The following is a 23827-nucleotide window of genomic DNA, read 5'->3' on the forward strand; positions in this document are numbered from 1 at the left end:
CTCAGAAGTGAAACGCCGTAGCGCCGATGGTAGTGTGGGGTCTCCCCATGTGAGAGTAGGGAACTGCCAGGCATCAAATAAGTAGAGAGGCCATCCGCAAGGATGGCCTTTTTGCGTTTCTACGCTGCACAAACTAATCCCCCAATCCCCTGCTTATACGGTAAACTACCTGCGTTTTTGCATCAGGATAGCGTCTATGAACCACTCCCTTAAGCCCTGGAATACCTTTGGCATTCAACGGAATGCTAAGAACATTGTACGTGCCGAAACCGCACAGCAGTTGCTGAACGCATGGCAAAGCGCAACAGAAAATAATGAACCTGTACTGATTCTGGGCGAAGGAAGTAATGTCCTGTTTCTTGAAGATTTTTCGGGAACGGTGATCGTTAACCGCATCATGGGAATTGATGTGGAAGAGCGTACCGATAGCTGGCACCTGCACGTGGGGGCCGGAGAAAACTGGCATCATCTGGTGCAATTTACCCTCGAAAAAGGGATGCCGGGGCTGGAAAATCTCGCGCTTATTCCTGGCTGCGCCGGATCGTCACCTATTCAAAACATCGGTGCCTACGGTATTGAACTGAAACACGTCTGTGAATATGTCGACTGCATCGAACTGGCGACCGGAACGGCTAAGCGTTTAACGGCTGAACAGTGCCGTTTTGGCTATCGTGACAGTATCTTCAAACATGAATATCAGGATCGCTACGCGATCGTTGCCGTGGGGCTGCGTCTGTCAAAGAACTGGCAGCCCGTGCTGACCTACGGTGATTTAACGCGTCTCGATCCGGCTACCGTGACCCCCCGCGACGTTTTTGACTCGGTTTGCCATATGCGGATGACCAAACTTCCCGATCCAAAAATCAACGGAAATGCAGGAAGCTTCTTCAAAAACCCGGTTATCAGCAGCGAAAATGCACAAGTCCTTCTTGAAGGATGGCCAGCTGCGCCACATTACCCTCAGGCGGATGGCAGCGTGAAGCTGGCTGCGGGATGGCTTATCGATCAATGTCAGCTAAAAGGCACGTCTGTCGGAGGTGCTGCCGTTCATCAGCAGCAGGCCCTGGTACTGATTAATCAGCGCGATGCGACCAGCGATGATGTTGTACAGCTGGCACATGATGTTCGCCAGCGCGTGGGCGAAAAGTTTAACGTCTGGCTGGAGCCGGAAGTCCGCTTCATTGGCCGCACTGGTGAAGTCAATGCCGTGGAGGCCATCGCGTGAAAGACAATACCATCCCTTTAACCCTGATTAGCATCCTCGCTGACGGTGAGTTTCATTCTGGCGAGCAGTTGGGTGAGCAGCTAGGCATGAGCCGCGCCGGCATCAATAAACATATTCAGACGCTCCGCGACTGGGGTGTCGATGTGTTCACGGTACCCGGAAAAGGGTACAGCCTGCCGGAACCTATTCAATTGCTGAATGAAGAAGCGATCCGCAGCCAGATTGGACAGGGCAATGTTGCGGTGCTGCCTGTGATTGATTCTACGAACCAGTATCTGCTGGATCGCCTGCCTGAGCTGAAATCCGGCGATGCCTGTGTTGCTGAATATCAGCAGGCCGGGCGTGGCCGTCGCGGCCGCAAATGGTTCTCGCCCTTTGGCGCTAACCTTTATCTTTCCATGTACTGGCGACTCGATCAGGGCCCGGCCGCTGCCATTGGCCTGAGCCTGGTCATCGGCATTGTCATGGCGGAAGTGCTGCACGACCTGGGTGCGGATAAAGTGCGCGTAAAATGGCCGAACGATCTGTACCTGAACGATCGTAAACTTGCCGGTATTCTTGTCGAACTGACGGGAAAAACCGGTGATGCGGCGCAAATCGTCATTGGCGCGGGCCTCAATATGGTCATGCGCAATGTCCAAAATGATGTGGTGAATCAGGCCTGGACTAACCTTCAGGAGGCGGGCATTGTCATCGATCGTAACACCCTCGCCGTACGTATGATTAAAGAGTTGCGCAGCTCGCTCACGCTTTTTGAACAGGAAGGGCTGGCACCGTTCCTGTCTCGTTGGGAAAAGCTGGATAACTTTATTAACCGTCCGGTGAAATTGCTGATTGGTGATAAAGAGATCTACGGGACTTCCCGCGGTATCGACGCTCAGGGCGCGCTGCTTCTGGAGCAGGGTGGCGCGATCAAACCCTGGGTAGGCGGTGAGATTTCACTGCGAAGTGCCGAATAACCGGATTGAGTGAATGATGCGAAAACCCGTCTGCGCGACGCTGGCTGTGATGATGAGCGTGCTTTTTTCTCCTCTCTCTCAGGCGGGTCAGGCCTGGGAAAGTTACAAAGCACGCTTTTTCAAACCGGAAGGCCGCATTGTCGATACCGGCAATGGCGGCGTTTCGCATACGGAAGGCCAGGGTTTTGCCATGCTGATGGCGGTGGCCAATGACGATAAAGCCACGTTCGATAAGCTCTGGCAATGGACAGCCAGCCAGCTGAAGAACAAAGAGAACGGCCTGTTTTACTGGCGTTATAACCCCGCAGAGACCAACCCGGTCGCCGACAAAAACAACGCCGCAGATGGCGATGTGCTGATTGCCTGGGCGTTGTTAAAAGCGGATGCCCGCTGGCATGACAAACGCTACGGCGCTGAATCGGATGCGATTACAAAAGCCCTGATTGACCACAGCGTAATCCGCTATGCGGGTTACCGCGTGATGCTGCCCGGCGCCCAGGGATTTAAGCTTGAGGGTGAAGTAGTCCTTAATCCTTCCTATTTCGTTTTTCCGGCCTGGCAGGCCTTTGCCGGGCGCAGTCATTTACCGGTCTGGCATGAGTTGATTAAGGACGGGAAACACCTGCTGGGCAAAATGGGCTCGGGCAAAGCTAATCTGCCCGCTGACTGGGTTTCACTGACATCAGGCGGCAAGCTGGCGCCGGCCACAGGCTGGCCACCGAGGATGAGCTACGACGCGATTCGTATTCCGTTGTACGTGGCCTGGTCTGATAAAAAAAGCCCGTTGCTGACGCCGTGGAAAGCCTGGTTCGGTCAGTTCCCCCGGGAACAAACGCCCGCCTGGGTTAACGTCACGACCAACGAATATGCTCCCTACATGATGGAAGGCGGCCTGCTGGCGGTACGTGATTTAACGATGGGAGAGTCTTCCGGAGAACCCGAGATCACGTCTAAGGACGACTACTACTCGGCAAGTCTGAAAATGCTGGTGTGGATTTCAGCGCAATAATAACGCACTGACTATTCCCTCTCCCCAATGGGGAGAGGGTTAGGGTGAGGGGCCTTACTGCGGATACGGTACCCAATCCCCGCCGTTCAGGCGAACGTACGGTTTATTCTGATACTGAATCACCACCGCGTTGGCGTTCTCGGAGACTTCTGCCGTTTGCGGCAGTTTGCTGGTGAGCTGATCCCAGTTCACGCTGTCTTCTACAAACAGCTTCCCGTCTACGGCACGGGCAACCAGTTCTGAGATCGCCAGATAGCTGGTTGGCTGAGCGATCTCAATCGGTGCGCCCTGATGCGGTGCTTTCATACCAAAGAATTTAATGCCCGCAGGCACGTTGGTAATCGACGGGCTTGGGATATCACGCAGGCCTGAAACCTGCATTCTGTCGCCTTTCAGCGCGCCACCGTGCTCAGGTACCACAACCACCATCACTTTACGGCCTGATTTTTCCAGCTCCGTGAAGAATGCGTCCAGCTCGTCAAAGAGCTTCTGCGCACGCACTTTATAATCCGCTGTCTTGCTCACGCCCGGGAAGTGGTTACCGTCGTGAAGGGGCAGGGTGTTAAAGAACGTCGCGCTGCGCGGATTATTGTCTTTTTCGATGGTCTGCAGCCAGCGCTGCAGTACGGCGGTATCGTCATAAACCGGCGAGCCGTCGAAGCCCAGCAGAGAGACCGGCAGCCCGGTTTGATCCATCAGCGGCGCCTGCATACCCCCTTCTTCGCGCACCTCTTTCAGGAAGTTACCGAACTGGCCGTTATGCCCCAGCATCAGATGCTGCGTAAAGCCCAGCTTTGAGAGGTTATCGAACAGATAACACTGGTTGCCGGCTGGCTGATACAAATTCTTGTGCGATGGCTGACCGCAGCTAGCACGCAGCAGACGAATGGCCGCCGGTCCGCTGTACGAGGTGGCAGAGTTGAAATCTTTAAACTGAATGTCGAAATGCGACCACAGCGGGTGCGACATTAACCCGGCGGCGTCTACGTCCGCCCAGGAGAGGGAACAGATATTGATCACCAGCAGTTCAAACGGCTGAGCATCCGCCGGCAGCGCGTCCGGGAATTTCGTCTGTCGCTTGTCTTCCGCGGCGTAGAAACTGGAGAGCCAGGCGTTCAGGTTTGTTGAAGTCGGCGGTGCAGTTTGAGTTGGGATATCGCCCACCACGGGCGTATCGCCTGCCGTCGTAACGGTTGCCGCTGCACTTCCCCCGGTGGTGGTCACCGTGCTGGTTGGCTGACCGGCAGGCCACAGCGAAAAGTTTGGACCCGCCAGCGTCAGCACGTTAAGCCAGATCATAATCGCGACGACAAACACCGTGACGCGGATCCACTGTGACAGGAACAGCCAGGCAACCAGCAGCACAAAGACCGCGCCTATCATCTGCCAGTTAATAAAGCGCTCAGCCAGGTCAAGCATATAGTCTGCACTGAAGCCTGCCACCTGCGAGCCCTGGCTCATAATGCTGTCCGGCCCCGGTAGCCAGGTATCATGCCAGAACAGCGCAAAGCCGAGAGGGATGGCTACCCAGTGGCGTAAGCGATGCAGCCTGATATTCGGCAGAGGCATCAGCAGGAAGGCCATAAACACCAGGTTGAGAAGGGGATGGAAATTCAGATAGCCTGCCCACAGCAGACCAAACTTCACCAGAAAGTAGAAGTTCCAGCCGGATAGGCCGCGCCAGTATTGCCAGAGCGGCGAGGGTGACGAAGCGGTATAGGTAGAATTAGTCATGTTTACGGTCTGCCTTGACGTGTGATGCCCGTGTCAGAGTTCCGGCTGGTTTCACGTAGCGAGGTTTTACAAACAGCACTCTGGCCGTATCGCGGATACGGCGTATGGAATGGCGTGCATAGTAGCCAAGCGGGAAAAAGATCAGCGCACAGAAGATAACCAGTTGAATGATATCGCTGATATTCATGATGGTGCGTTCTCCGCGTTGTCTGTTAATAAGCGAAGGGGCTCCGGCACCCGACGCCAGACGTGTCCATCATGTCTGGCATTGAGGATAGGTTTGACATCGCTCGTCATCGTAAGCGGTTTAGCCCATTGTTCAGGCTGGAGCGCGCGCATCTGCACCAGCTCCGCGCTGATAGAATTATCTTCAAACCAAATCATACGGTTTGAGAAAATATCCCCGGTAGGCAGGGGGAAGATGTGGTTAAGCGCCGTATCGAGATCGTTGACCCGGCAGAAGGACAAAAACAGCACCAGCCGATTGTCGCCAATGGTCATGATGTCCCCGGTACGGTTTGGGCGACACAGGGTGAGAGCCTGTTCAACGCGAATACCCGGCACAGGGCGCAGGGCAACCATAACCCCTTTTCCGTCAGCGGGAAGGAGCGTGTTGTTCATCATGTTCCCAACGGCGTCGCAGAAGGTATCCCATTTTTGGTATCCGCGCAGCTTCATTGGCTGCGTCATGGAGAGCAGCGTGGAAATATCTTCCGGTACGTGGCGGCTAAACTGCTGGCCCTGAACGCTTTCGATAAGCGTCAGGCAGCGCGACAGGGGAGCATTCCATGGAATAACCATATTGGCACCGCAGCCCAGAAGCAGGCGCTCATCGGTGGCGCGCAGGCTGGTATTATTTTCGCGCACGATAATTTTTAACGCGCTACCGCGCTGGCGGCGTAAGGTGTGGATTTGCCTTGCCAGCGTCTCAATCTGGTTATTCTGCATCAACGAGAAAATAAGCGTTGCCGCCTGGGTTGTGCGGGCTTCATGGAAGAGGGCTTCGTTAGTGTCAAACAGTGACCAGTTTTCCGACAGGGCGGGCGCGCCCTCTAACACTGCAATATGGCTCAGGATGCGTTTTTCATCACTGCGCGGTTGCACCACGGTTTCTTCCTGCTGCGCCAGGTGCCACTCGCCCTCAATATGTTTCAGCGTAAGCTGTTGCCTGGCACTCACACCTTTTTCATTACACCAGAACGCAATATCGTAGAGATAGCTGCCCACCTGGTCACGCACGCTTGCCAGACCGAACAGGGAGCGATATTCGCCCATTAAAAGTGAAAACAGCTTGTCATTATTACTGCCGGGATTGACTATCAATAGCGTGCAATTTTGAAATTTTGCCCATTTATTGATTTTTTCCAGCCACGGCAACAGTTTTTCAGCAGGGATATTTTGCAGAACGTTATTTGCACATTTCAGGATCACTAGATAGTGATCCGGATCAATAGTGCACTGAACATCGCGGGACAAAAAGTATAGACTATCGGCTTCCGATGTCATGGAAAATAATCGCACCGTCTGGGGGCCGCGGTCACTTTCAAGCGTGATAATTTTCTTCGGATCTTCACCCATGCTAATGACGGCCACGCGGGAATCCTTATCCTGAGCAGCAATTGTCTGGTTTACCAGACTGATAGCATCTTCATTACGGTCCGTATTAATCCACCAGACTCCTCCGACTGGCATGTGGCTCAATTCGTCCCATAATGACTGGATGCCAATAGAAAATATGGAGTCCACGGTGTCCCTCTTTTCGTCTAATTTATCTGTATCTCAGTTTACTAGCGAAAGCGTAGAAATAAACCTAACATTGAAATTAAAGAACATCAGATTTAGCATGTAAATGAAATTTGTCAGGGCAGGAAGCCCCGCAACTTCTTTAGCGTGCGATTTTCCTCAAAGGGATGGAAAAAGAATGGATAATAACGAACCCGGAACCCCAGTCGACTCGACCCTGGGCTATACATTCCAAAATGATTTTCTGGCGCTGACGCAGGCCTTTTCTTTACCTGAAATAGATTACACCGATATTTCCCAGAGGGAACAGTTGGCCGCGGCTATTAAACGCTGGCCGTTATTAGCTGAATTCGCCCATCAACAATAAGGGAGCCATTGATGGCCATACTCGGATTACAGGGCGTCCGTGGCGGTGTGGGTACCACATCTGTTACCGCGGCGCTGGCGTGGTCATTACAGCTTTTAGGTGAATCGGTGCTGGTTATTGACGCCTGCGCCGATAATTTGCTGCGTATGTCGTTTAATGTCGACTTTACCCGCGAAGAGGGCTGGGCCCGCGCGCTGCTTGATGATAAAGACTGGCGGGATGCCGGTATGCGTTATACCTCCCAGCTTGATCTACTGCCGTTTGGCCAACTGTCCACCTCAGAACGTGAGAATGAAGCCGCATATCAGCGCCTGTTTTCGCAGTTCACGCTTGCGCTGCAAAGCCTGAAAGAAAAGGGGCAGTATAAGTGGATCCTGCTGGATCTGCCGCACGGCGCCGGCACGCTGACCCGACAGCTTATCGCACAGTGCGACCATGTCCTCTCGATCGTCAACGTCGATGCAAACTGCCATATCCGCCTGCATCAGCAAGGATTACCGCAAAACGGCCATATCCTGATTAACGATTTACGCATTGGCAGCCAGATCCAGGACGATCTGTATCAGGTGTGGCTGCAAAGCCAGCGCCGCCTGCTTCCTGTTGTCATTCATCGTGATGAAGGCATGGCTGAATGCCTTGCGTCTAAGCAACCGCTCGGCGAATACCGCAGCGACTCACTGGCGGCAGAAGAGATCCTGACGCTGGCTAACTGGTGTCTGCTGAACTTCTCCAGCGGGGCGGAGCGTGCAGGGAGCGCTGTATGAGTCGTCTCGCCAGCTGGTTACTCATCCCACCGGTCAGTTCGCGCTTGAGCGAACGTTACCGGCATTTCCGCCGGCATGGTGCTTCGGCATTTAGCGCCGCGCTCGGCTGTTTCTGGATGATTCTGGCCTGGATGTTCATTCCACTCGAACACCCACGCTGGCAGCGCATACGTGCACGGCACAGTGAATTATATCCGCATATTAATCCCGACCGGCCGCGGCCTTTGGATCCGGCGCGCTATCTCATTCAGGCCATCTGGCTGGTGGCCACTTCCTCCCGCTCGGAGAAAAAAACGCCGCACTGGCGCAGCTTCTCCCGCGTGCAGCAGCTACGTGAACGCTACCATCAGTGGCTGGACAGGCTGCCCAGCAGCGTAAGCGATAAAACCAGCCATCTGGATAACCATAAAGAGCTCGGGCATCTCCACCCGGGCTTGCGGCGTTTTATTCTCGGCGTCATCGTCGTGTTCTCGCTCATCCTGGCGCTGGTCTGTATTACGCAACCCTTTAACCCTCTGGCGCAGTTCACCTTCCTGATCCTGCTGTGGGGCGTGGCGCTGCTGGTTCGCCGTATTCCGGGCCGCTTCTCGGCGCTGATGCTGATCGTGCTGTCGTTGACCGTCTCCTGTCGCTACATCTGGTGGCGTTATACCTCCACCCTGAACTGGGACGATCCGGTCAGCCTGGTGTGCGGCCTGGTGCTGCTTTTTGCTGAAACCTACGCCTGGATTGTGCTGGTGCTGGGCTATTTCCAGGTGATTTGGCCGCTCAACCGCCAGCCGGTTCCGCTGCCAAAAGACACCACGCAGTGGCCGACCGTCGATCTCTTCGTGCCGACCTACAACGAAGACCTGAGCGTGGTAAAGAACACCATCTATGCCGCGCTGGGCATCGACTGGCCAAAGGATAAACTTAAAGTCTGGATCCTGGATGACGGCAACCGACCGGCGTTTCGCCAGTTTGCAGAGGAGGTTGGCGTCGAGTACATCGCCCGTCCGACTCACGAGCATGCTAAAGCCGGGAACATCAACAACGCGCTGAAGTATGCCAAAGGGGAGTTTGTCTCGATCTTTGACTGTGACCACGTGCCGACGCGCTCGTTCCTGCAGATGACCATGGGCTGGTTCCTGAAAGAGAAAGAGCTGGCGATGATGCAGACGCCGCACCACTTCTTCTCGCCGGATCCGTTTGAACGTAACCTTGGCCGTTTCCGTAAAACCCCGAACGAAGGCACGCTGTTCTACGGCCTGGTGCAGGACGGTAACGACATGTGGGATGCCACCTTCTTCTGCGGCTCCTGTGCGGTTATCCGCCGTAAACCGCTGGATGAAATTGGCGGTATTGCCGTTGAAACGGTGACGGAAGATGCGCATACCTCTCTGCGCCTGCACCGTCGTGGCTATACCTCCGCCTATATGCGTATTCCTCAGGCCGCCGGTCTGGCAACGGAGTCACTGTCGGCGCACATTGGTCAGCGTATTCGCTGGGCGCGCGGCATGGTGCAGATTTTCCGTCTCGATAACCCGCTGATAGGGAAAGGGCTCAAGCTGGCGCAGCGTCTTTGCTATGTCAACGCCATGTTCCACTTCTTATCCGGTATCCCGCGGCTGATCTTCCTGACCGCGCCGCTGGCGTTCCTGCTCCTTCACGCCTATATCATTTACGCCCCGGCGCTGATGATTGCGCTGTTTGTTCTGCCGCACATGATCCACGCGAGCCTGACGAACTCGAAGATTCAGGGTAAATACCGCCACTCCTTCTGGAGTGAAATCTACGAAACGGTGCTGGCCTGGTACATCGCGCCGCCGACGATGGTGGCGCTGATTAACCCGCACAAAGGTAAATTTAACGTCACCGCGAAGGGCGGTCTGGTGGAAGAGGAGTACGTCGACTGGGTGATCTCCCGTCCGTATATCTTCCTGGTACTGCTGAATATTGTGGGCGTCATCGCCGGTATCTGGCGTTACTTCTACGGCCCGGAAAACGAGATCCTCACCGTATTCGTGAGTATGGCCTGGGTCTTCTACAACCTGATCATCCTCGGTGGCGCGGTGGCGGTATCGGTGGAGAGCAAACAGGTTCGTCGCGCGCATCGCGTTGAAATCTGCATGCCTGCGGCGATTGCCCGTGAAGATGGACATCTCTTCTCCTGTACCGTGCACGACTTCTCTGACGGCGGTCTGGGAATCAAAATCAACGGCCAGGCGAAGGTGCTGGAAGGGCAGAAAGTGAACCTGCTGCTTAAGCGCGGTCAGCAGGAGTACGTCTTCCCGACGCAGGTCGTTCGTGTGGCGGGCAATGAAGTCGGTCTGCAGCTGATGCCGTTGACCAAAAAGCAACATATTGATTTTGTGCAGTGTACGTTTGCCCGCGCGGACACGTGGGCTCTCTGGCAGGACAGCTTCCCGGAAGATAAACCACTGGAAAGCCTGCTGGATATTCTGAAGCTGGGGTTCCGTGGCTATCGTCACCTTGCAGAATTTGCCCCGTCGTCGGTGAAATTAATTTTCCGGTCACTTACTTCGCTGGTTTCCTGGGTCGTGTCGTTCATTCCTCGTCGTCCTGAGCGAGATGAGGCGAAGCAGGCGGACCCGGTTATGGCTCAACAATGATGATAACGCGATGAAAACAAAACTTTCCTGGTTATGTGCAGTGGCAATGGGGATGAATGCGTTCCCCGCAACAATGGCTAACGCGGCACCTGATAACGCAGCGGCAACGCCTGCGCCAACGGTACCTGTCGTCGCGCAAGCAACCGATCCGGTTGTCACTGCGGCACCTGGTCAAACAGAAAACATCATGCCGAACCAGCCAACGGAGGGGAATACCCTGCCGGCAGACAGCCAGGTCGTCGGGCAGGTGATGCCGGGTGTTCGGGGCGCGAATGCGCCCGTCGTCGCGGACAACGCGCCGTCGCGGGACGTGAAGCTGACCTTCGCGCAAATTGCACCGCCTCCGGGCAGCATGGTGCTGCGCGGCATCAATCCTAACGGCGGCATTGAATTTGGCATGCGCAGCGATGAGGTCGTCTCTAATGCGATGCTGAACCTTGAATACACCCCGTCGCCATCGCTGTTGCCGACGCAGTCTCAGCTGAAGGTTTACCTGAATGACGAGCTGATGGACGTTCTGCCGGTCACGAAAGAGCAGCTCGGTAAGAAAACGCAGGCGCAGGTGCCGATCAACCCGCTGTTCATCACCGACTTTAACCGTATCCGCCTGGAGTTTGTCGGTCACTACCGCGATGTCTGCGAAAACCCTGCCAGCAACACGCTGTGGATGGACGTCGGGCGTAACTCCTCGCTGCAGATGACCTACCAGTCGCTGGCGCTGAAAAACGATCTCTCGGCCTTCCCGGTTCCGTTCTTCGACCCACGTGATAACCGTCCGCTTACTCTGCCGATGGTGTTTGCGTCGTCCCCGGACGTGACCGAACAGCTGGCGGCCACCATTGTGGCCTCCTGGTTTGGCTCCCGCGCCGGCTGGCGTGGTCAGAGCTTCCCGGCGATGTATGACAAACTGCCGGACAGAAATGCCATTGTGTTTGCGACCAACGCGAAGCGCCCGGCCTTCCTGCGCGATCATCCGGACGTCAAAGCGCCAACCGTGGAAATGATAAGCCACCCGGAAAACCCGTACGTGAAGCTGCTGGTGGTCTTTGGTCGTGACGATAAAGATCTGGTGCAGGCCGCAAAAGCGATTGCCCAGGGCAACGTCCTTTTCCGCGGCAACAGCGTCGTGGTGGATGAGGTCAAGCCGCTGCTGGCCCGTAAACCTTACGATGCGCCAAACTGGGTGCGTACCGACCGTGCGGTGACATTTGGCGAGCTGAAAACCTATGAGGAACAGCTGCAGGCGACGGGTCTCGAGCCCGCACCGATTAGCCTGTCGCTGAATCTGCCGCCGGATCTCTACCTGCTGCGTACTAACGGCATTGATATCAACCTGAACTACCGTTATACCGCGCCAGCCACCAAAGACAGCTCGCGCATGGATATCAGCCTGAACAACCAGTTCCTGCAGTCGTTCAGCCTGCAAAGCACACAGGATACTAACCGCCTGATGCTTCGCCTGCCGGTGCTGCAGGGTCTGCTGGACGGTAAAACGGATGTCTCTATCCCGGCTCTGAAGCTTGGCGCAATAAATCAGCTGCGCTTTGACTTCCAGTACATGAACCCGATGCCTGGCGGTTCGGCGGAAAACTGCATCACCTTCCAGCCGGTGCAGAACCACGTCGTGATTGGCGATGAGTCGACCATCGACTTCTCGAAGTACTATCACTTCCTGGCGATGCCGGATCTGCGCGCCTTTGCCAATGCGGGCTTCCCGTTCAGCCGCATGGCCGACCTCTCTGAGTCCATCGTTGTGATGCCAAAAGCGCCAAGCGAAGGGCAGGTGACAACCCTGCTGGACACCATGGCGACCGTTGGCGGGCAGACAGGCTTGCCGGCAATTAACGTCACGTTGACGGACGATGGCAGCCAGATTCAGAACAAAGACGCTGATGTTCTGGTGATCGGTAGCATCCCGGACAAGCTGAAGGATGATAAACGCATCGATCTGCTGGTGAAAGCGGCCCAGTCCTGGGTTAACACGCCGCTGCGCCAGACCGAGTTCCCGAGCATCATGCCGGATGTGAACGATCGTCAGGCCAGCGCGCAGACGACCGTAACGTCTCAGGGGGCAATGGCTGCGGTGGTGGGCTTCCAGTCCCCTTACAACGACCAGCGCAGCGTGGTGGTTCTCCTTGCGGACAGCCCGCGCGGGTACGAACTGCTTAATACGGCCATGAACGACAGCGGTAAACGTGCCGCGATGTTTGGCTCTGTGTCGGTGATCCGCGAGTCCGGCGTCAATAGCCTGCGCGTGGGCGATGTGTACTACGTCGGCCATCTGCCATGGTTCGAACGCCTGTGGTATGCGCTGTCTAACCATCCGGTTCTGCTGGCTATCCTGGCGGCGGTCAGTGTGATCTTGCTGGCATGGGTACTGTGGCGTCTGCTGCGAATCATCAGCCGTCGTCGTCTGAACCCGGATGAGTAAGATGTGATGAAAGCCTTTCGCTGGTGTGCATTAGCAGCGTTGATGCTGGCGGCGCTCCCTCTTCGCGCCGCCTGTACCTGGCCTGCCTGGGAGCAGTTTAAAAAGGATTACATCAGCGAGGGCGGGCGCGTCATCGATCCCAGCGACACGCGCAAAATAACGACCTCTGAAGGGCAAAGCTACGCCTTGTTCTTTGCCCTGGCAGCGAACGATCGCAACGCGTTTGACCAGCTGCTGGCGTGGACGCGCGATAATCTTGCCGGCGGTAATCTCAACGATCGTCTGCCAGCCTGGCTCTGGGGTCAGAAAGATAAAGAAACGTGGGCGGTGATTGATACCAACTCCGCCTCCGACGCCGATGTCTGGATCGCCTGGTCACTGCTCGAAGCGGGTCGGCTGTGGAAACACCCGGATTATACCCGCACGGGTAAGGCGCTGCTTAAGCGCATTGCCGGCGAGGAAGTGGTGAAAGTCCCGGGGCTCGGCGCAATGCTGCTTCCAGGTAAAGTCGGTTTTGCCGATGAACACGCCTGGCGCTTTAATCCCAGCTATCTTCCTCCGCAGCTGGCGCGTTATTTCACGCGCTTTGGTGCTCCGTGGACCCAGATTCGTGAAACCAATCTGCGCCTGCTGCTGGAGAGTGCGCCAAAAGGTTTTTCGCCGGACTGGGTGCAGTATCAGCAAAACAGAGGCTGGCGGTTACAGCAGGATAAATCGCTGGTGGGGGGCTACGACGCCATCCGCGTTTATCTCTGGGTGGGAATGATGAGTGATAAAGATCCTCAGAAGGCCCCGCTGCTGGCGCGCTTCCAGCCTATGGCGGCAATGACGATGAAACGGGGTGTGCCGCCTGAGAAAATGGATGTGGCGAGTGGAAAACACACGGGTAACGGCCCGGTCGGTTTCTCTGCCGCCATGCTGCCTTTTTTACAACAGCGCGATGCCCAGGCGGTTCAGCGCCAGCGCGTTGCAGACCATTTTCCCGATAATAACGCCTATTACAGTTACGTACTGACTCTCTTTGGTCAGGGATGGGATCAGCATCGTTTTCGCTTCACCGCTAAAGGTGAATTAATACCGGATTGGGGCCAGGAATGCGCAAGTTCACAGTAAATCTACTCAGTTTATCGCTTGGCCTGGCACTGATGCCGTGGGCCCAGGCCGCCAACTCACCGCAGCAGAAACAGCTGCTGGAGCAGGTTCGTCTGGGTGAATCGACACAGCGTGAGGATTTGGTTCGTCAGTCGCTCTATCGCCTTGAGCTGATTGATCCGAACAACCCTGACGTGATTGCCGCACGCTTCCGCTATCTGCTGCGCCAGGGCGATAACGCCGGTGCGCAAAAAGAGCTGGATCGTCTGAAAGGGATCGCTCCAGGCTCAAGCGCGTACCAGTCCTCGCGCAATACGATGCTGCTTTCTACTCCGGACGGCCGCCAGCAGCTACAGCAGGCGCGATTGCTCGCCACAACGGGACACACGCAGGAGGCGATTGCCGCCTACGACAAGCTGTTTGACGGCAACCCGCCGGGCGGCGACGTGGCGACGGAATACTGGAACGTCGTGGCGAAAGATCCTGCCCGCCGCAGTGCGGCCATCAATCAGCTCAAGAAAATAAATACCAGCAGCCCCGGCAACACGCAGCTGCAGGCGACGCTCTCCCAGCTTCTGTTCCAGAGCGGGCGGCGTGATGAAGGCTTTGCGGTGCTGCAGGAGATGTCCAGGTCAACCAATGGCCGCAATCAGGCGTCTGATATGTGGTATGACCAAATCAAAGACCAGCCTGCCAGCAGCGCCAGCGTCAGCGCGCTGCAAAAATACCTGAGCGTGTTCAGCGACGGCGATAGCGTCGCGGCGGCGCGTGCCCAGCTCGAAGCGCAGCAAAAACAGCTCGCTGACCCGGCGTTCCGCGCAAAAGCGGAAGGGCTGGCGGCGGTGGATGCCGGACAGGGGAGCAAGGCGGTGGCGGAGCTGCAAAAAGCCGTCAGCGCCAACCATGCCGACAGTGAAGCGGTGGGAGCCCTTGGACAGGCTTATTCCCAGAAAGGCGACCGCGCCCGCGCGGTGGCACAGTTTGAGAAGGCGATTGCCCTCGATCCGCAAAGCGATAACCGGGGGAAATGGGACAGTTTGCTGAAGGTTAACCGTTACTGGCTGCTGATCCAGCAGGGCGATGCGGCGCTGAAGGCGAATAACCCGGCCCAGGCGGAGCGTTACTATCAGCAGGCACGCAATATCGACAATACCGACAGCTATGCCGTGCTGGGGCTGGGAGATGCCGCTGCGTCACGCAAAGATAACGACGCGGCGGAGCGCTATTATCGCCAGGCGTTGCGTATGGACAGCGGCAACAGCAATGCGGTCCGCGGTCTGGCCGGGATTTACCGCGCGCAGTCTCCGGAGAAGGCTTCGCAGTTTATCCAGTCTCTCTCCGCCAGCCAGCGCCGCAGTATTGATGATATTGAACGTAGCCTGACCAACGAGCAGCTGTCCGCCCAGGCAGAACAGCTGGAGAATCAGGGGAAATACGCGCAGGCTGCCGACATTCAGCGTCGTCGTCTGGCGCTCTCTCCCGGCGACGTGTGGATAACGTATCGCCTCTCGCGCGATCTCTACAGCGCGGGCCAGCGCAGCCAGGCGGATACCCTGATGCGTCAGCTTGCCAGCCAGAAACCAACCGATCCGGATCAGGTCTATGCCAACGGGCTGTATCTTTCCGGAAACGATCAGGACCGGGCCGCGCTGGCGCATCTGGACACGCTGCCGCGCAGCCAGTGGAACGGCAATATCCAGGAGCTCGCCGATCGCCTGCAAAGCAATCAGGTGCTGGAAACCGCCAACCGTCTGCGCGACAGCGGCAAAGAGCAGGAGGCGGAGAATCTTCTGCGCCAGCAGCCGGCCTCTACCCGTATCGACCTCACGCTGGCGGACTGGGCGCAGCAGCGTGGCGATCTGGACGCGGCGAAAACGGCCTACAGCACCGTGCTTCAGCGCGAGCCGCAGAACGAAGACGCAATCCTCGGCCTGACCGAAATCTACAGTGCGCAAGGTAACAGGGATGCCGCGCGCGCGGAGCTGGCGAAGCTGCCCGCCGCGCAAAACGGTCAGCCGCTGTCGCTCAATATGCAGCGCCGGATCGCGATGGCGCAGGCAGGCCTGGGCGATTCCGCCGCCGCAGAGCAGACCTTCAACAAAATTATTCCGCAGGCTAAATCGCAGCCCGCCTCCATGGAAAACGCGCTGGTACTGCGTGATGCCGCGCGTTTCCAGGCGCAAAATGGCCAGCCACAGCAGGCGCTGGAAACCTATAAAGATGCGATGGTGTCGACAGGCATTACGACGACTCGTCCGGCTGATAACGACAGTTTCACCCGCTTGACGCGTAACGATGAAAAAGACGACTGGCTGAAGCGCGGCGTGCGCAGCGACGCCGGTGACCTGTACCGTCAGCAGGATGTTAACGTCACGCTGCAGCACGATTACTGGGGCTCCAGCGGTACGGGCGGGTATTCTGACCTGAAAGCGCATACCACCATGCTGCAGGTTGATGCGCCGCTCTCTGATGGACGGATGTTCTTCCGCAGCGATCTGGTCAATATGGATGCCGGTTCGTTTGCGACGAAAGATGGGAAGTACGATCCGAACTGGGGCACCTGTTCTGCAACACCGTGTAGCGGCAACACCCATCAGTCAGACAATGGCGCGAGCGTTGCCGTCGGCTGGCAGAACAAAACCTGGGCAATGGATATCGGCACCACGCCGATGGGCTTTGACGTCGTCGACGTGGTGGGGGGTGTTAACTACAGCAGCGATCTGGGGCCTATCGGCTATACCGTTAACGCTCATCGCCGGCCAATCTCCAGCTCTCTGCTGGCCTTTGCCGGGCAAAAAGATACCAATACCGGCACCACGTGGGGCGGCGTGCGCGCCACCGGCGGCGGCGTAAGCATGAGCTACGACAAAGGGGAGGCGCACGGCGTCTGGTCAAGCCTGAACGCGGAAACGCTGACGGGTAAAAATGTGGAGGATAACTGGCGCGTTCGCTGGATGACGGGTTACTACTACAAGCTCATTAATAAAAACAATGAGCGCCTGACGGTCGGCGTCTCCAATATGCTCTGGCACTACGACAAGGACCTGAGCGGTTATACCCTGGGTCAGGGCGGTTATTACAGCCCGCAGGAATATGTCTCCTTCGCGCTGCCGGTGACCTGGCGTAAACGCACCGAGAACTGGTCCTGGGAGCTGGGGGGATCCGTGTCCTGGTCCCACTCGAAAACCAAAGACGGAATGCGTTATCCGATCCAGAGTTTGATCCCTGATAACCAGGTCGATGCCAATGGTGACCCGATGTATTCCGATAAACACGATCCAGAAACGGGCAGTAGCTCATCCGGCACCGGTTACACCGCGCGAGCCATTATCGAACGTCGGGTGACCTCCAACTGGTTTGTCGGCATGGGCGTGGATATTCAGCAAGCGAAGGACTATACCCCAAGCCATGCGCTGATCTATGTACGCTACTCTGCCGCAGGCTGGCAGGGCGATATGGACTTACCGCCGCAGCCGCTCATCCCTTACGCGGACTGGTAATCGGATTTTACTTAATCCATTTGTAAGTCTCTCTTAATAGCGCAGCAATCGGGTATACTCAGGCGCGCCAGGTTTACACCCTGGTGCGCCCCTGCGCTTCGAGTTTTGTGGAGAGTCATTTTGCGTGTTAGCCGTTCTTTAACGATCAAACAGATGGCGATGGTGTCAGCCGTCACAATGCTGTTTGTACTGCTCTTCTGCGTAATTTTGCTGTTTCATTCCGTACAGCAGAATCGCTATAACACGGCTTCGCAGTTAGAAAGTATCGCCCGCTCGGTGCGCGGCCCGCTTTCTGCCTCTATCCTGAAAGGGGATATTCCCGAAGCGGAAACCATTTTAAAACGCATTCAGCCCGCCGGTATTGTTAGCCGGGCCGACGTCGTACTGCCCAACCAGTTTCAGGCGCTGCGGATGAGCTTTATCCCGGAGCGTCCCGTCCCGATGATGGTGATGCGCCTGTTTGAATTGCCGGTACAAATTTCGCTTCCCGTCTATTCGCTTGAACGTCCTGCTAATCCGCAGCCGCTGGCCTACCTGGTATTACAGGCGGACTCATACCGCATGTATAAATTCGTCATGAGCTGGGTGGTTACGTTAGTGACCACTTGCTTACTTATGACGCTTATTCTCAGCGTGGCGCTAACCTGGTGCATTAACCGGCTGATTGTTCATCCGCTGCGCCATATTGCCCGGGAGCTGAACACGCTTTCACCACAGGACCAGATGGGCCATCAGCTTACGCTGCCGCGCCTTCATCATGATGATGAGATTGGTATGCTGGTGCGCAGCTATAACCTTAATCAGCAGCGTATCCAGCGTCAGCAGGATGAGCTAAGCAGCAGCGCCACGCGCTTTCCGGTGTCGGAGCTTCCGAATAAAGCCTTCCTGATGGCGATGCTGGAGCAGACCGTTGCTCGCCAGCAAACCACGGCGCTGATGGCGATCGCCTGTGAAACCCTGCAGGACACGGCGGGCGTGCTCAAGGAGAGCCAGCGCGAAATGCTGCTGCTGACCCTCGTGGAAAAAGTGAAGTCTGTCCTTGCCCCGCGCATGGTGCTGACCCAGGTCAGCGGTTACGACCTGGTGGTAATTGCCAACGGCGTGAAAGAGCCATGGCATGCGATCACATTAGGTCAGCAAGTACTCACTGTCATTAATGAGCGGCTGCCCATTCAGGGCATCCAGCTGCGTCCGAGCGCCAGTATCGGTATTGCCATGTACTATGGCGATTTAACGGCAGAGCAGCTTTATCATCGCGCGTTCTCGGCGGCGTTCACCGCCCGGCGCAAAGGCAAAAATCAGATCCAGTTCTTCGACCCGGAACAGATGGAAAAGGCGCAGCAGCGCCTCACGGAAGAGAGCGACATCCTGACCGCGCTGGATAACCGCCAGTTTGCCCTCTGGCTACAGCCGCAGGTGAATTTGCTGACGGGAGAGGTGAAAAGCGCCGAGGCGCTGCTGCGCGTGCAGCAGCCGGATGGTTCATGGGAGCTGCCGGAGGGGCTGATCGATCGCATTGAGTCCTGCGGTCTAATGGTCACCGTCGGCTACTGGGTGCTGGAAGAGACGTGCCGTCAGCTTGCCGCCTGGCAGGAGCGCGGCGTAACGCTGCCCCTGTCGGTCAATTTGTCTGCCCTGCAGCTGATGCACCCGACCATGGTTTCAGAGATGCTGGAGCTGATCCATCGTTACCGCATCAAGCCTGATACATTGACCCTGGAAGTCACAGAGAGTCGGCGCATTGACGACCCGAATGAAGCGGTTGCGATTCTGAAGCCGCTGCGTAACGCCGGCATTCGCATTGCGCTGGACGATTTTGGCATGGGATACGCCGGGCTGCGCCAGCTTCAGCACATGAAAACCCTGCCGGTAGATGTGTTAAAAATTGATAAAGCGTTTGTCGACGGCCTGCCGGGCGACAGCAGCATGGTGCAGGCGATTATCCAGATGGCGCGCAGCCTCAACCTGCATCTTATTGCCGAGGGCATTGAAACTGAAGCACAGCGCAGCTGGCTGGCAGAGGCGGGCGTGGAGAGCGGACAGGGCTTCCTTTTTGCACCTGCTGTGCCTTCGGATGTCTTTGAAGAACGATACCTTTCTGGCGCTGACAATCGCGCAAATGTGTAATTTTGTTGCTGGCTTGTGCGAGCCAGCTCAAAGTTCTTAACATTTGTGTTTCAAATTTGAACTGAGTTTATTTCTGTCCTGTTATGTGGGTGTTATTTTAAAGCCGCAGGTTAACCATAACCTTACAAAGCCTGTGGTTTTTCTTCCCAAGGACACCTTATGAAAACCTCACTCTTCAAAAGTCTTTACTTCCAGGTCCTGACAGCCATCGCCATCGGTATTCTGCTGGGTCACTATTACCCCGAGCTGGGCACGCAAATGAAACCGCTTGGCGACGCGTTCGTTAAGCTCATTAAAATGGTCATCGCCCCGGTGATCTTCTGTACCGTCGTGACGGGCATCGCTGGCATGGAAAGCATGAAGGCGGTAGGCCGTACCGGTGCAGTGGCGCTTCTCTATTTTGAAGTGGTCAGTACCCTTGCGCTGATTATCGGTCTGATCATCGTCAACGTGGTGCAGCCGGGCGCGGGTATGAACGTAGACCCGTCAACGCTGGATGCCAAAGCGGTTGCGGTTTATGCCGAACAGGCGAAGGATCAGGGCGTGGTGGCCTTCCTGCTGGACGTGATACCGGGCAGCGTCATCGGCGCGTTCGCCAGCGGTAACATCCTGCAGGTGCTGCTGTTCGCCGTGATGTTTGGCTTTGCCCTGCACCGTCTGGGCAGCAAAGGCCAGCTTATCTTTAATGTGATCGAAAGCTTCTCGCAGGTGATCTTCGGCATCATCAATATGATCATGCGCCTGGCGCCGATTGGGGCCTTCGGTGCGATGGCCTTTACCATCGGGAAATATGGCGTCGGTACGCTGGTGCAGCTGGGTCAGCTGATTATCTGCTTCTATATCACCTGTATCCTCTTTGTGGTGGTGGTGCTGGGCTCCATTGCCCGCGCGACAGGCTTCAACATTTTCAAATTTATCCGCTACATTCGCGAAGAGCTGCTGATTGTTCTGGGGACGTCCTCTTCAGAATCGGCGCTGCCGCGCATGCTCGATAAGATGGAAAAGCTGGGGTGCCGTAAATCGGTGGTCGGGCTGGTGATCCCGACGGGCTACTCCTTTAACCTTGATGGTACCTCGATCTACCTGACGATGGCGGCCGTGTTTATCGCGCAGGCGACCAACAGCCATATGGATATTTTCCATCAGATTACCCTGCTGGTGGTGCTCCTGCTCTCCTCTAAAGGTGCGGCTGGCGTGACGGGCAGCGGCTTTATCGTGCTGGCGGCTACCATCTCTGCAGTGGGTCACCTGCCGGTGGCGGGTCTGGCGCTGATTCTGGGTATTGACCGCTTCATGTCCGAGGCGCGTGCGTTAACCAACCTGGTGGGTAACGGCGTGGCAACGGTAGTGGTGGCGAAATGGGTGAAAGAGCTGGATCACAAAAAGCTCGACGATACTCTGAATAATCGTCCAAGTGACAGCAAAAATCCTGGTTTATCCTCTTAATCTTGTCACAAATGCCCGTATTCCCTTGTCGGGATGCGGGCTCCTGCGCATAATAACTGTTCGTACCTGTCATAATTCGACAAGATTTTTTTTGGGTATATTTCACTTCTGACCGTGACGTTTTGCCGAACGCGCGGTCTAATCGACGTGTTTTCATCGTCATCTTTAAGAGTGAAGCGCGTCGCGAGACACTCTTTTTTAACCAGGAATGTTGATCAGGGGTTCACATGCAGGGCACAAAAATTCGACTCTTAACCGGCGGTTTGCTGATGATGGCAGCAGCCAGTTATGTGCAGGCAGATGCGCTCCAGCCAGACCCGGCCTGGCAACAAGGGACATTAGCGAACGGTTTTCAGTGGCAGGTGTTAGCCACTCCGCAACGTCCCAGCGACCGTATTGAAATCCGTCTGTCTGTTAATACCGGCTCCCTCACGGAAAGCACCCAGCAAACCGGTTTTAGCCACTTTATTCCCCGGCTGGCGCTCACTCAGAGCGGCAGCCTGCAAGCAGTTCAGGTGCGTTCGCTTTGGCAACAGGCCATCGATCCGAAACGCCCACTCCCACCGGCTGTTGTCTCGTATGACTACACCATGTTTAACCTGAGCCTGCCTAATAACCGTAACGATCTGCTTAAAGAAGCGCTGACGTATCTCTCCGATGCCTCTGGCAACCTGGCGATTACCCCGGATACCGTCAACTACGCGTTGAGCAACAGTGACATGGTGGCGACCTGGCCTGGAGATACCAAAGAGGGCTGGTGGCGCTACCGCCTGAAAGGCTCGACGTTACTGGGACACGATCCGGCCGAACCGCTGAAACAGCCAGTGGACGCCGAACAGGTAAAATCGTACTACCAGAAATGGTACACCCCGGACGCAATGACGCTGATCGTGGTGGGCAACGTGGACAGCCGCGCGGTAATTGAGCAGATCAACAAAGCGTTTGGCGATCTGAAAGGCAAGCGTGAATCGCCGGCACCTGTTCCAACGCTCTCCCCGCTGCGTGCAGAGCCGGTCAGCATTATGACGGACACCGTGCGTCAGGACCGACTCTCCGTGATGTGGGATACCGCCTGGCAGCCAATTCGTGAGTCCGCGGCGCTGTTGCGCTACTGGCGTGCCGATCTGGCCCGTGAAGCGCTGTTCTGGCACGTTCAGCAGACGCTCAGTAAGAACAATATGAAGAATATCGGGCTTGGCTTTGACTGCCGCGTGCTGTTCCAGCGTGCGCAATGCGCGATTAACGTTGAATCGCCGGGCGATAAGCTGAATGCGAATCTGGGTGTGGTCGCGAAAGAGCTGGCAAAAGTGCGTAAAGAGGGGCTTTCCGAAGAGGAGTTCAACGCCCTTCTGGCGCAGAAAAAACTCGAGCTTCAGAAGCTGTTTGCGACCTACGCTCGTGCCGATACCGACATTCTGATCAGCCAGCGTATTCGCTCCCTGCAGAATCAGGTGGTGGATATTGCGCCGGAACAGTACCAGAAGCTTCGTCAGGACTTCCTGAACGGTCTGACCGTCGATATGCTCAATCAGGACCTCCGTCAGCAGCTGTCGCAGGAGATGGCGTTGATCCTCCTGCAACCGAAGGGCGAGCCGGAATATGACATGAAGGAACTTCAGACGACCTGGGATTCCATTATGGCGACCACTCCGCAGCCGGCGCAGGCCGCCACGGCTGATGATTTACACCCGGACGCGACGGATATTCCGCAGGGGCAGTAATCTTAAAGATGCCCTCTCCCTGTGGGAGAGGGTTAGGGTGAGGGCATCAGCCCGCACCTTACTTAAACAGGCATCGCCTCACGCGGAATAATCGCCCCGCGATACTGAATAACGGTGCTGGCCGTCAGGTGCCCACGCCGTGCCGCCGCTTCCGGGGTTCCACCCGTCAGGCGTACCGCCAGATAGCCCGCGCTGAATGAATCACCCGCCGCCGTGGTATCAATCACTTTCTCTTTGGCAAGCTTCACCGCCGGGACGTCAACCACCGCTTCACCCGCCACCGCAACCAGGCACGACTCCGCACCGCGCTTGATCACCACTTCGCTTACGCCAGCCGCCTGCGTGCGCGCAATCACTTCATCAACCGGCTTCTCACCCCACAGGGCGTCTTCATCGTCGAGCGTCAGGAACGCGATGTCGGTGCATTGCAGCATCTGCTGATAGACCTGCTGCGTCTCTTCGCGGCTGGCCCACAGGCGTGGACGGTAGTTATTATCGAAAATGACCTTCCCGCCGTTCGCGCGGCATTCGCGCAGCAGCGAGAGCAGTTTTTCACGGCTGGTAGGGCTCAGGATCGCCAGGCTGATCCCGCTCAGATAGAGATAATCAAATGTCGCCAGCGTTTCGCAGATGGCAGCGGCAGCGTCGCTCTCCAGCCAGAATTTGGCCGCGGCTTCGTTACGCCAGTAATAAAACGTGCGTTCGCCGGTGCTGTCGGTTTCGATGTAGTAAAGCCCCGGGAGGCGGTTTTCCATCCGCTGAATCAGCGATGTTTCAACGCGTTCACTCTGCCAGGCCTCGAGCATTTGCTGGCTGAAGCTGTCCGTGCCCAGGGCGGTAACGTAGTTCACGGTGAGCGCCTCAGGCGCAACCTGACGGGCAATATAAACGGACGTGTTTAACGTATCGCCACCAAATCCGCGGCTGACTTCCGCGCCTTTTTGTGACAGCTCAATCATGCATTCGCCAATCACGGCAATTTTTTTAGACATAGTCGTGAACCTGAACAGAGTAATTTTCGGTAGTGTGCGCTGGGTGAATTAACTGGTCAACTATATTAAAACAACGTTCCATTATTTTATTTGAGCCAGCGCGTG

The 23827-nt window shown here is 56.3% G+C and carries 16 protein-coding genes; 12 read left to right on the forward strand and 4 right to left on the reverse strand.

Annotation, left to right across the window (positions count from 1 at the left end; all coding sequences use genetic code 11):
* Positions 1 to 196: 196 nt before the first annotated feature.
* The 3 genes from murB to AC3WOK_RS20670 are packed head-to-tail and all read left to right on the forward strand — an operon-like array spanning position 197 to position 3193.
* Positions 197 to 1225 (forward strand): UDP-N-acetylmuramate dehydrogenase, encoded by a 1029-nt coding sequence (murB, locus tag AC3WOK_RS20660; protein WP_059311455.1) that lies wholly within the window; start codon positions 197 to 199, stop codon positions 1223 to 1225.
* Positions 1222 to 2184 (forward strand): bifunctional biotin--[acetyl-CoA-carboxylase] ligase/biotin operon repressor BirA, encoded by a 963-nt coding sequence (birA, locus tag AC3WOK_RS20665; protein WP_059311454.1) that lies wholly within the window; start codon positions 1222 to 1224, stop codon positions 2182 to 2184. Before murB ends, birA begins: the two co-directional genes overlap by 4 nt.
* A gap of 16 nt (positions 2185 to 2200) precedes the next feature.
* Positions 2201 to 3193: a family 8 glycosyl hydrolase gene (locus AC3WOK_RS20670; RefSeq protein WP_492355095.1), complete on the forward strand. Its 993-nt coding sequence runs from the start codon at positions 2201 to 2203 to the stop codon at positions 3191 to 3193.
* Positions 3194 to 3247: 54 nt separating this feature from the next.
* Here AC3WOK_RS20670 and bcsG read toward each other — a convergent pair whose 3' ends face one another.
* The 3 genes from bcsG to bcsE are packed head-to-tail and all read right to left on the reverse strand — an operon-like array spanning position 3248 to position 6673.
* Complete coding sequence (gene bcsG / locus AC3WOK_RS20675) at positions 3248 to 4927, reverse strand: cellulose biosynthesis protein BcsG (RefSeq protein WP_447856478.1); 1680 nt, start codon at positions 4925 to 4927, stop codon at positions 3248 to 3250.
* Complete coding sequence (bcsF, locus tag AC3WOK_RS20680; protein WP_047345648.1) at positions 4920 to 5117, reverse strand: cellulose biosynthesis protein BcsF; 198 nt, start codon at positions 5115 to 5117, stop codon at positions 4920 to 4922. The genes bcsG and bcsF overlap by 8 nt, the downstream gene beginning before the upstream one ends.
* Positions 5111 to 6673: a cellulose biosynthesis c-di-GMP-binding protein BcsE gene (gene bcsE, locus AC3WOK_RS20685; RefSeq protein WP_063430555.1), complete on the reverse strand. Its 1563-nt coding sequence runs from the start codon at positions 6671 to 6673 to the stop codon at positions 5111 to 5113. The genes bcsF and bcsE overlap by 7 nt, the downstream gene beginning before the upstream one ends.
* A 175-nt stretch (positions 6674 to 6848) precedes the next feature.
* Between bcsE and bcsR the strand changes: the two genes are divergently transcribed.
* The 9 genes from bcsR to AC3WOK_RS20730 all read left to right on the forward strand — a co-directional run bounded on the left by bcsR (position 6849) and on the right by AC3WOK_RS20730 (position 22730).
* On the forward strand, positions 6849 to 7037 hold the full coding sequence (gene bcsR / locus AC3WOK_RS20690) for a cellulose biosynthesis protein BcsR (RefSeq protein WP_008503237.1): 189 nt from the start codon (positions 6849 to 6851) through the stop codon (positions 7035 to 7037).
* An 11-nt stretch (positions 7038 to 7048) separates the two neighbouring features.
* Complete coding sequence (gene bcsQ, locus AC3WOK_RS20695; protein WP_059311451.1) at positions 7049 to 7801, forward strand: cellulose biosynthesis protein BcsQ; 753 nt, start codon at positions 7049 to 7051, stop codon at positions 7799 to 7801.
* Complete coding sequence (gene bcsA / locus AC3WOK_RS20700) at positions 7798 to 10413, forward strand: UDP-forming cellulose synthase catalytic subunit (protein ID WP_059311450.1); 2616 nt, start codon at positions 7798 to 7800, stop codon at positions 10411 to 10413. The genes bcsQ and bcsA overlap by 4 nt, the downstream gene beginning before the upstream one ends.
* Positions 10414 to 10423: 10 nt before the next feature.
* Positions 10424 to 12844: a cellulose biosynthesis cyclic di-GMP-binding regulatory protein BcsB gene (bcsB, locus tag AC3WOK_RS20705; protein ID WP_492355053.1), complete on the forward strand. Its 2421-nt coding sequence runs from the start codon at positions 10424 to 10426 to the stop codon at positions 12842 to 12844.
* A gap of 6 nt (positions 12845 to 12850) precedes the next feature.
* Positions 12851 to 13957: a cellulose synthase complex periplasmic endoglucanase BcsZ gene (bcsZ, locus tag AC3WOK_RS20710; RefSeq protein ID WP_492355096.1), complete on the forward strand. Its 1107-nt coding sequence runs from the start codon at positions 12851 to 12853 to the stop codon at positions 13955 to 13957.
* The gene (bcsC, locus tag AC3WOK_RS20715; RefSeq protein WP_492355054.1) at positions 13939 to 17436 is read left to right on the forward strand and encodes a cellulose synthase complex outer membrane protein BcsC; all 3498 of its coding nucleotides are present in this window, start codon (positions 13939 to 13941) and stop codon (positions 17434 to 17436) included. Before bcsZ ends, bcsC begins: the two co-directional genes overlap by 19 nt.
* A 120-nt stretch (positions 17437 to 17556) precedes the next feature.
* The gene (gene hmsP, locus AC3WOK_RS20720) at positions 17557 to 19563 is read left to right on the forward strand and encodes a biofilm formation regulator HmsP (RefSeq protein WP_063958010.1); all 2007 of its coding nucleotides are present in this window, start codon (positions 17557 to 17559) and stop codon (positions 19561 to 19563) included.
* Positions 19564 to 19722: 159 nt separating this feature from the next.
* The gene (locus AC3WOK_RS20725; RefSeq protein ID WP_492355055.1) at positions 19723 to 21009 is read left to right on the forward strand and encodes a dicarboxylate/amino acid:cation symporter; all 1287 of its coding nucleotides are present in this window, start codon (positions 19723 to 19725) and stop codon (positions 21007 to 21009) included.
* A gap of 227 nt (positions 21010 to 21236) precedes the next feature.
* Complete coding sequence (locus AC3WOK_RS20730) at positions 21237 to 22730, forward strand: M16 family metallopeptidase (protein ID WP_059311444.1); 1494 nt, start codon at positions 21237 to 21239, stop codon at positions 22728 to 22730.
* A 62-nt stretch (positions 22731 to 22792) separates the two neighbouring features.
* Here AC3WOK_RS20730 and kdgK read toward each other — a convergent pair whose 3' ends face one another.
* Positions 22793 to 23722, reverse strand: a complete 930-nt coding sequence (kdgK, locus tag AC3WOK_RS20735; RefSeq protein WP_063430569.1) for a 2-dehydro-3-deoxygluconokinase — start codon at positions 23720 to 23722, stop codon at positions 22793 to 22795.
* Between the last annotated feature and the right edge of the window lie 105 nt (positions 23723 to 23827).

Source organism: Enterobacter sp. FW301-JW81 (assembly GCF_058788735.1).

Coding starts and splice junctions, on each gene's coding strand:
- murB (WP_059311455.1), top strand. CDS start 197: ATGAACCACTCCCTTAAGCCCTGGAATACCTTTGGCATTCAACGGAAT.
- AC3WOK_RS20670 (WP_492355095.1), top strand. CDS start 2,201: ATGCGAAAACCCGTCTGCGCGACGCTGGCTGTGATGATGAGCGTGCTT.
- bcsG (WP_447856478.1), bottom strand. CDS start 4,927: ATGACTAATTCTACCTATACCGCTTCGTCACCCTCGCCGCTCTGGCAA.
- bcsR (WP_008503237.1), top strand. CDS start 6,849: ATGGATAATAACGAACCCGGAACCCCAGTCGACTCGACCCTGGGCTAT.
- bcsQ (WP_059311451.1), top strand. CDS start 7,049: ATGGCCATACTCGGATTACAGGGCGTCCGTGGCGGTGTGGGTACCACA.
- bcsA (WP_059311450.1), top strand. CDS start 7,798: ATGAGTCGTCTCGCCAGCTGGTTACTCATCCCACCGGTCAGTTCGCGC.
- bcsB (WP_492355053.1), top strand. CDS start 10,424: ATGAAAACAAAACTTTCCTGGTTATGTGCAGTGGCAATGGGGATGAAT.
- bcsZ (WP_492355096.1), top strand. CDS start 12,851: ATGAAAGCCTTTCGCTGGTGTGCATTAGCAGCGTTGATGCTGGCGGCG.
- bcsC (WP_492355054.1), top strand. CDS start 13,939: ATGCGCAAGTTCACAGTAAATCTACTCAGTTTATCGCTTGGCCTGGCA.
- AC3WOK_RS20725 (WP_492355055.1), top strand. CDS start 19,723: ATGAAAACCTCACTCTTCAAAAGTCTTTACTTCCAGGTCCTGACAGCC.
- AC3WOK_RS20730 (WP_059311444.1), top strand. CDS start 21,237: ATGCAGGGCACAAAAATTCGACTCTTAACCGGCGGTTTGCTGATGATG.
- kdgK (WP_063430569.1), bottom strand. CDS start 23,722: ATGTCTAAAAAAATTGCCGTGATTGGCGAATGCATGATTGAGCTGTCA.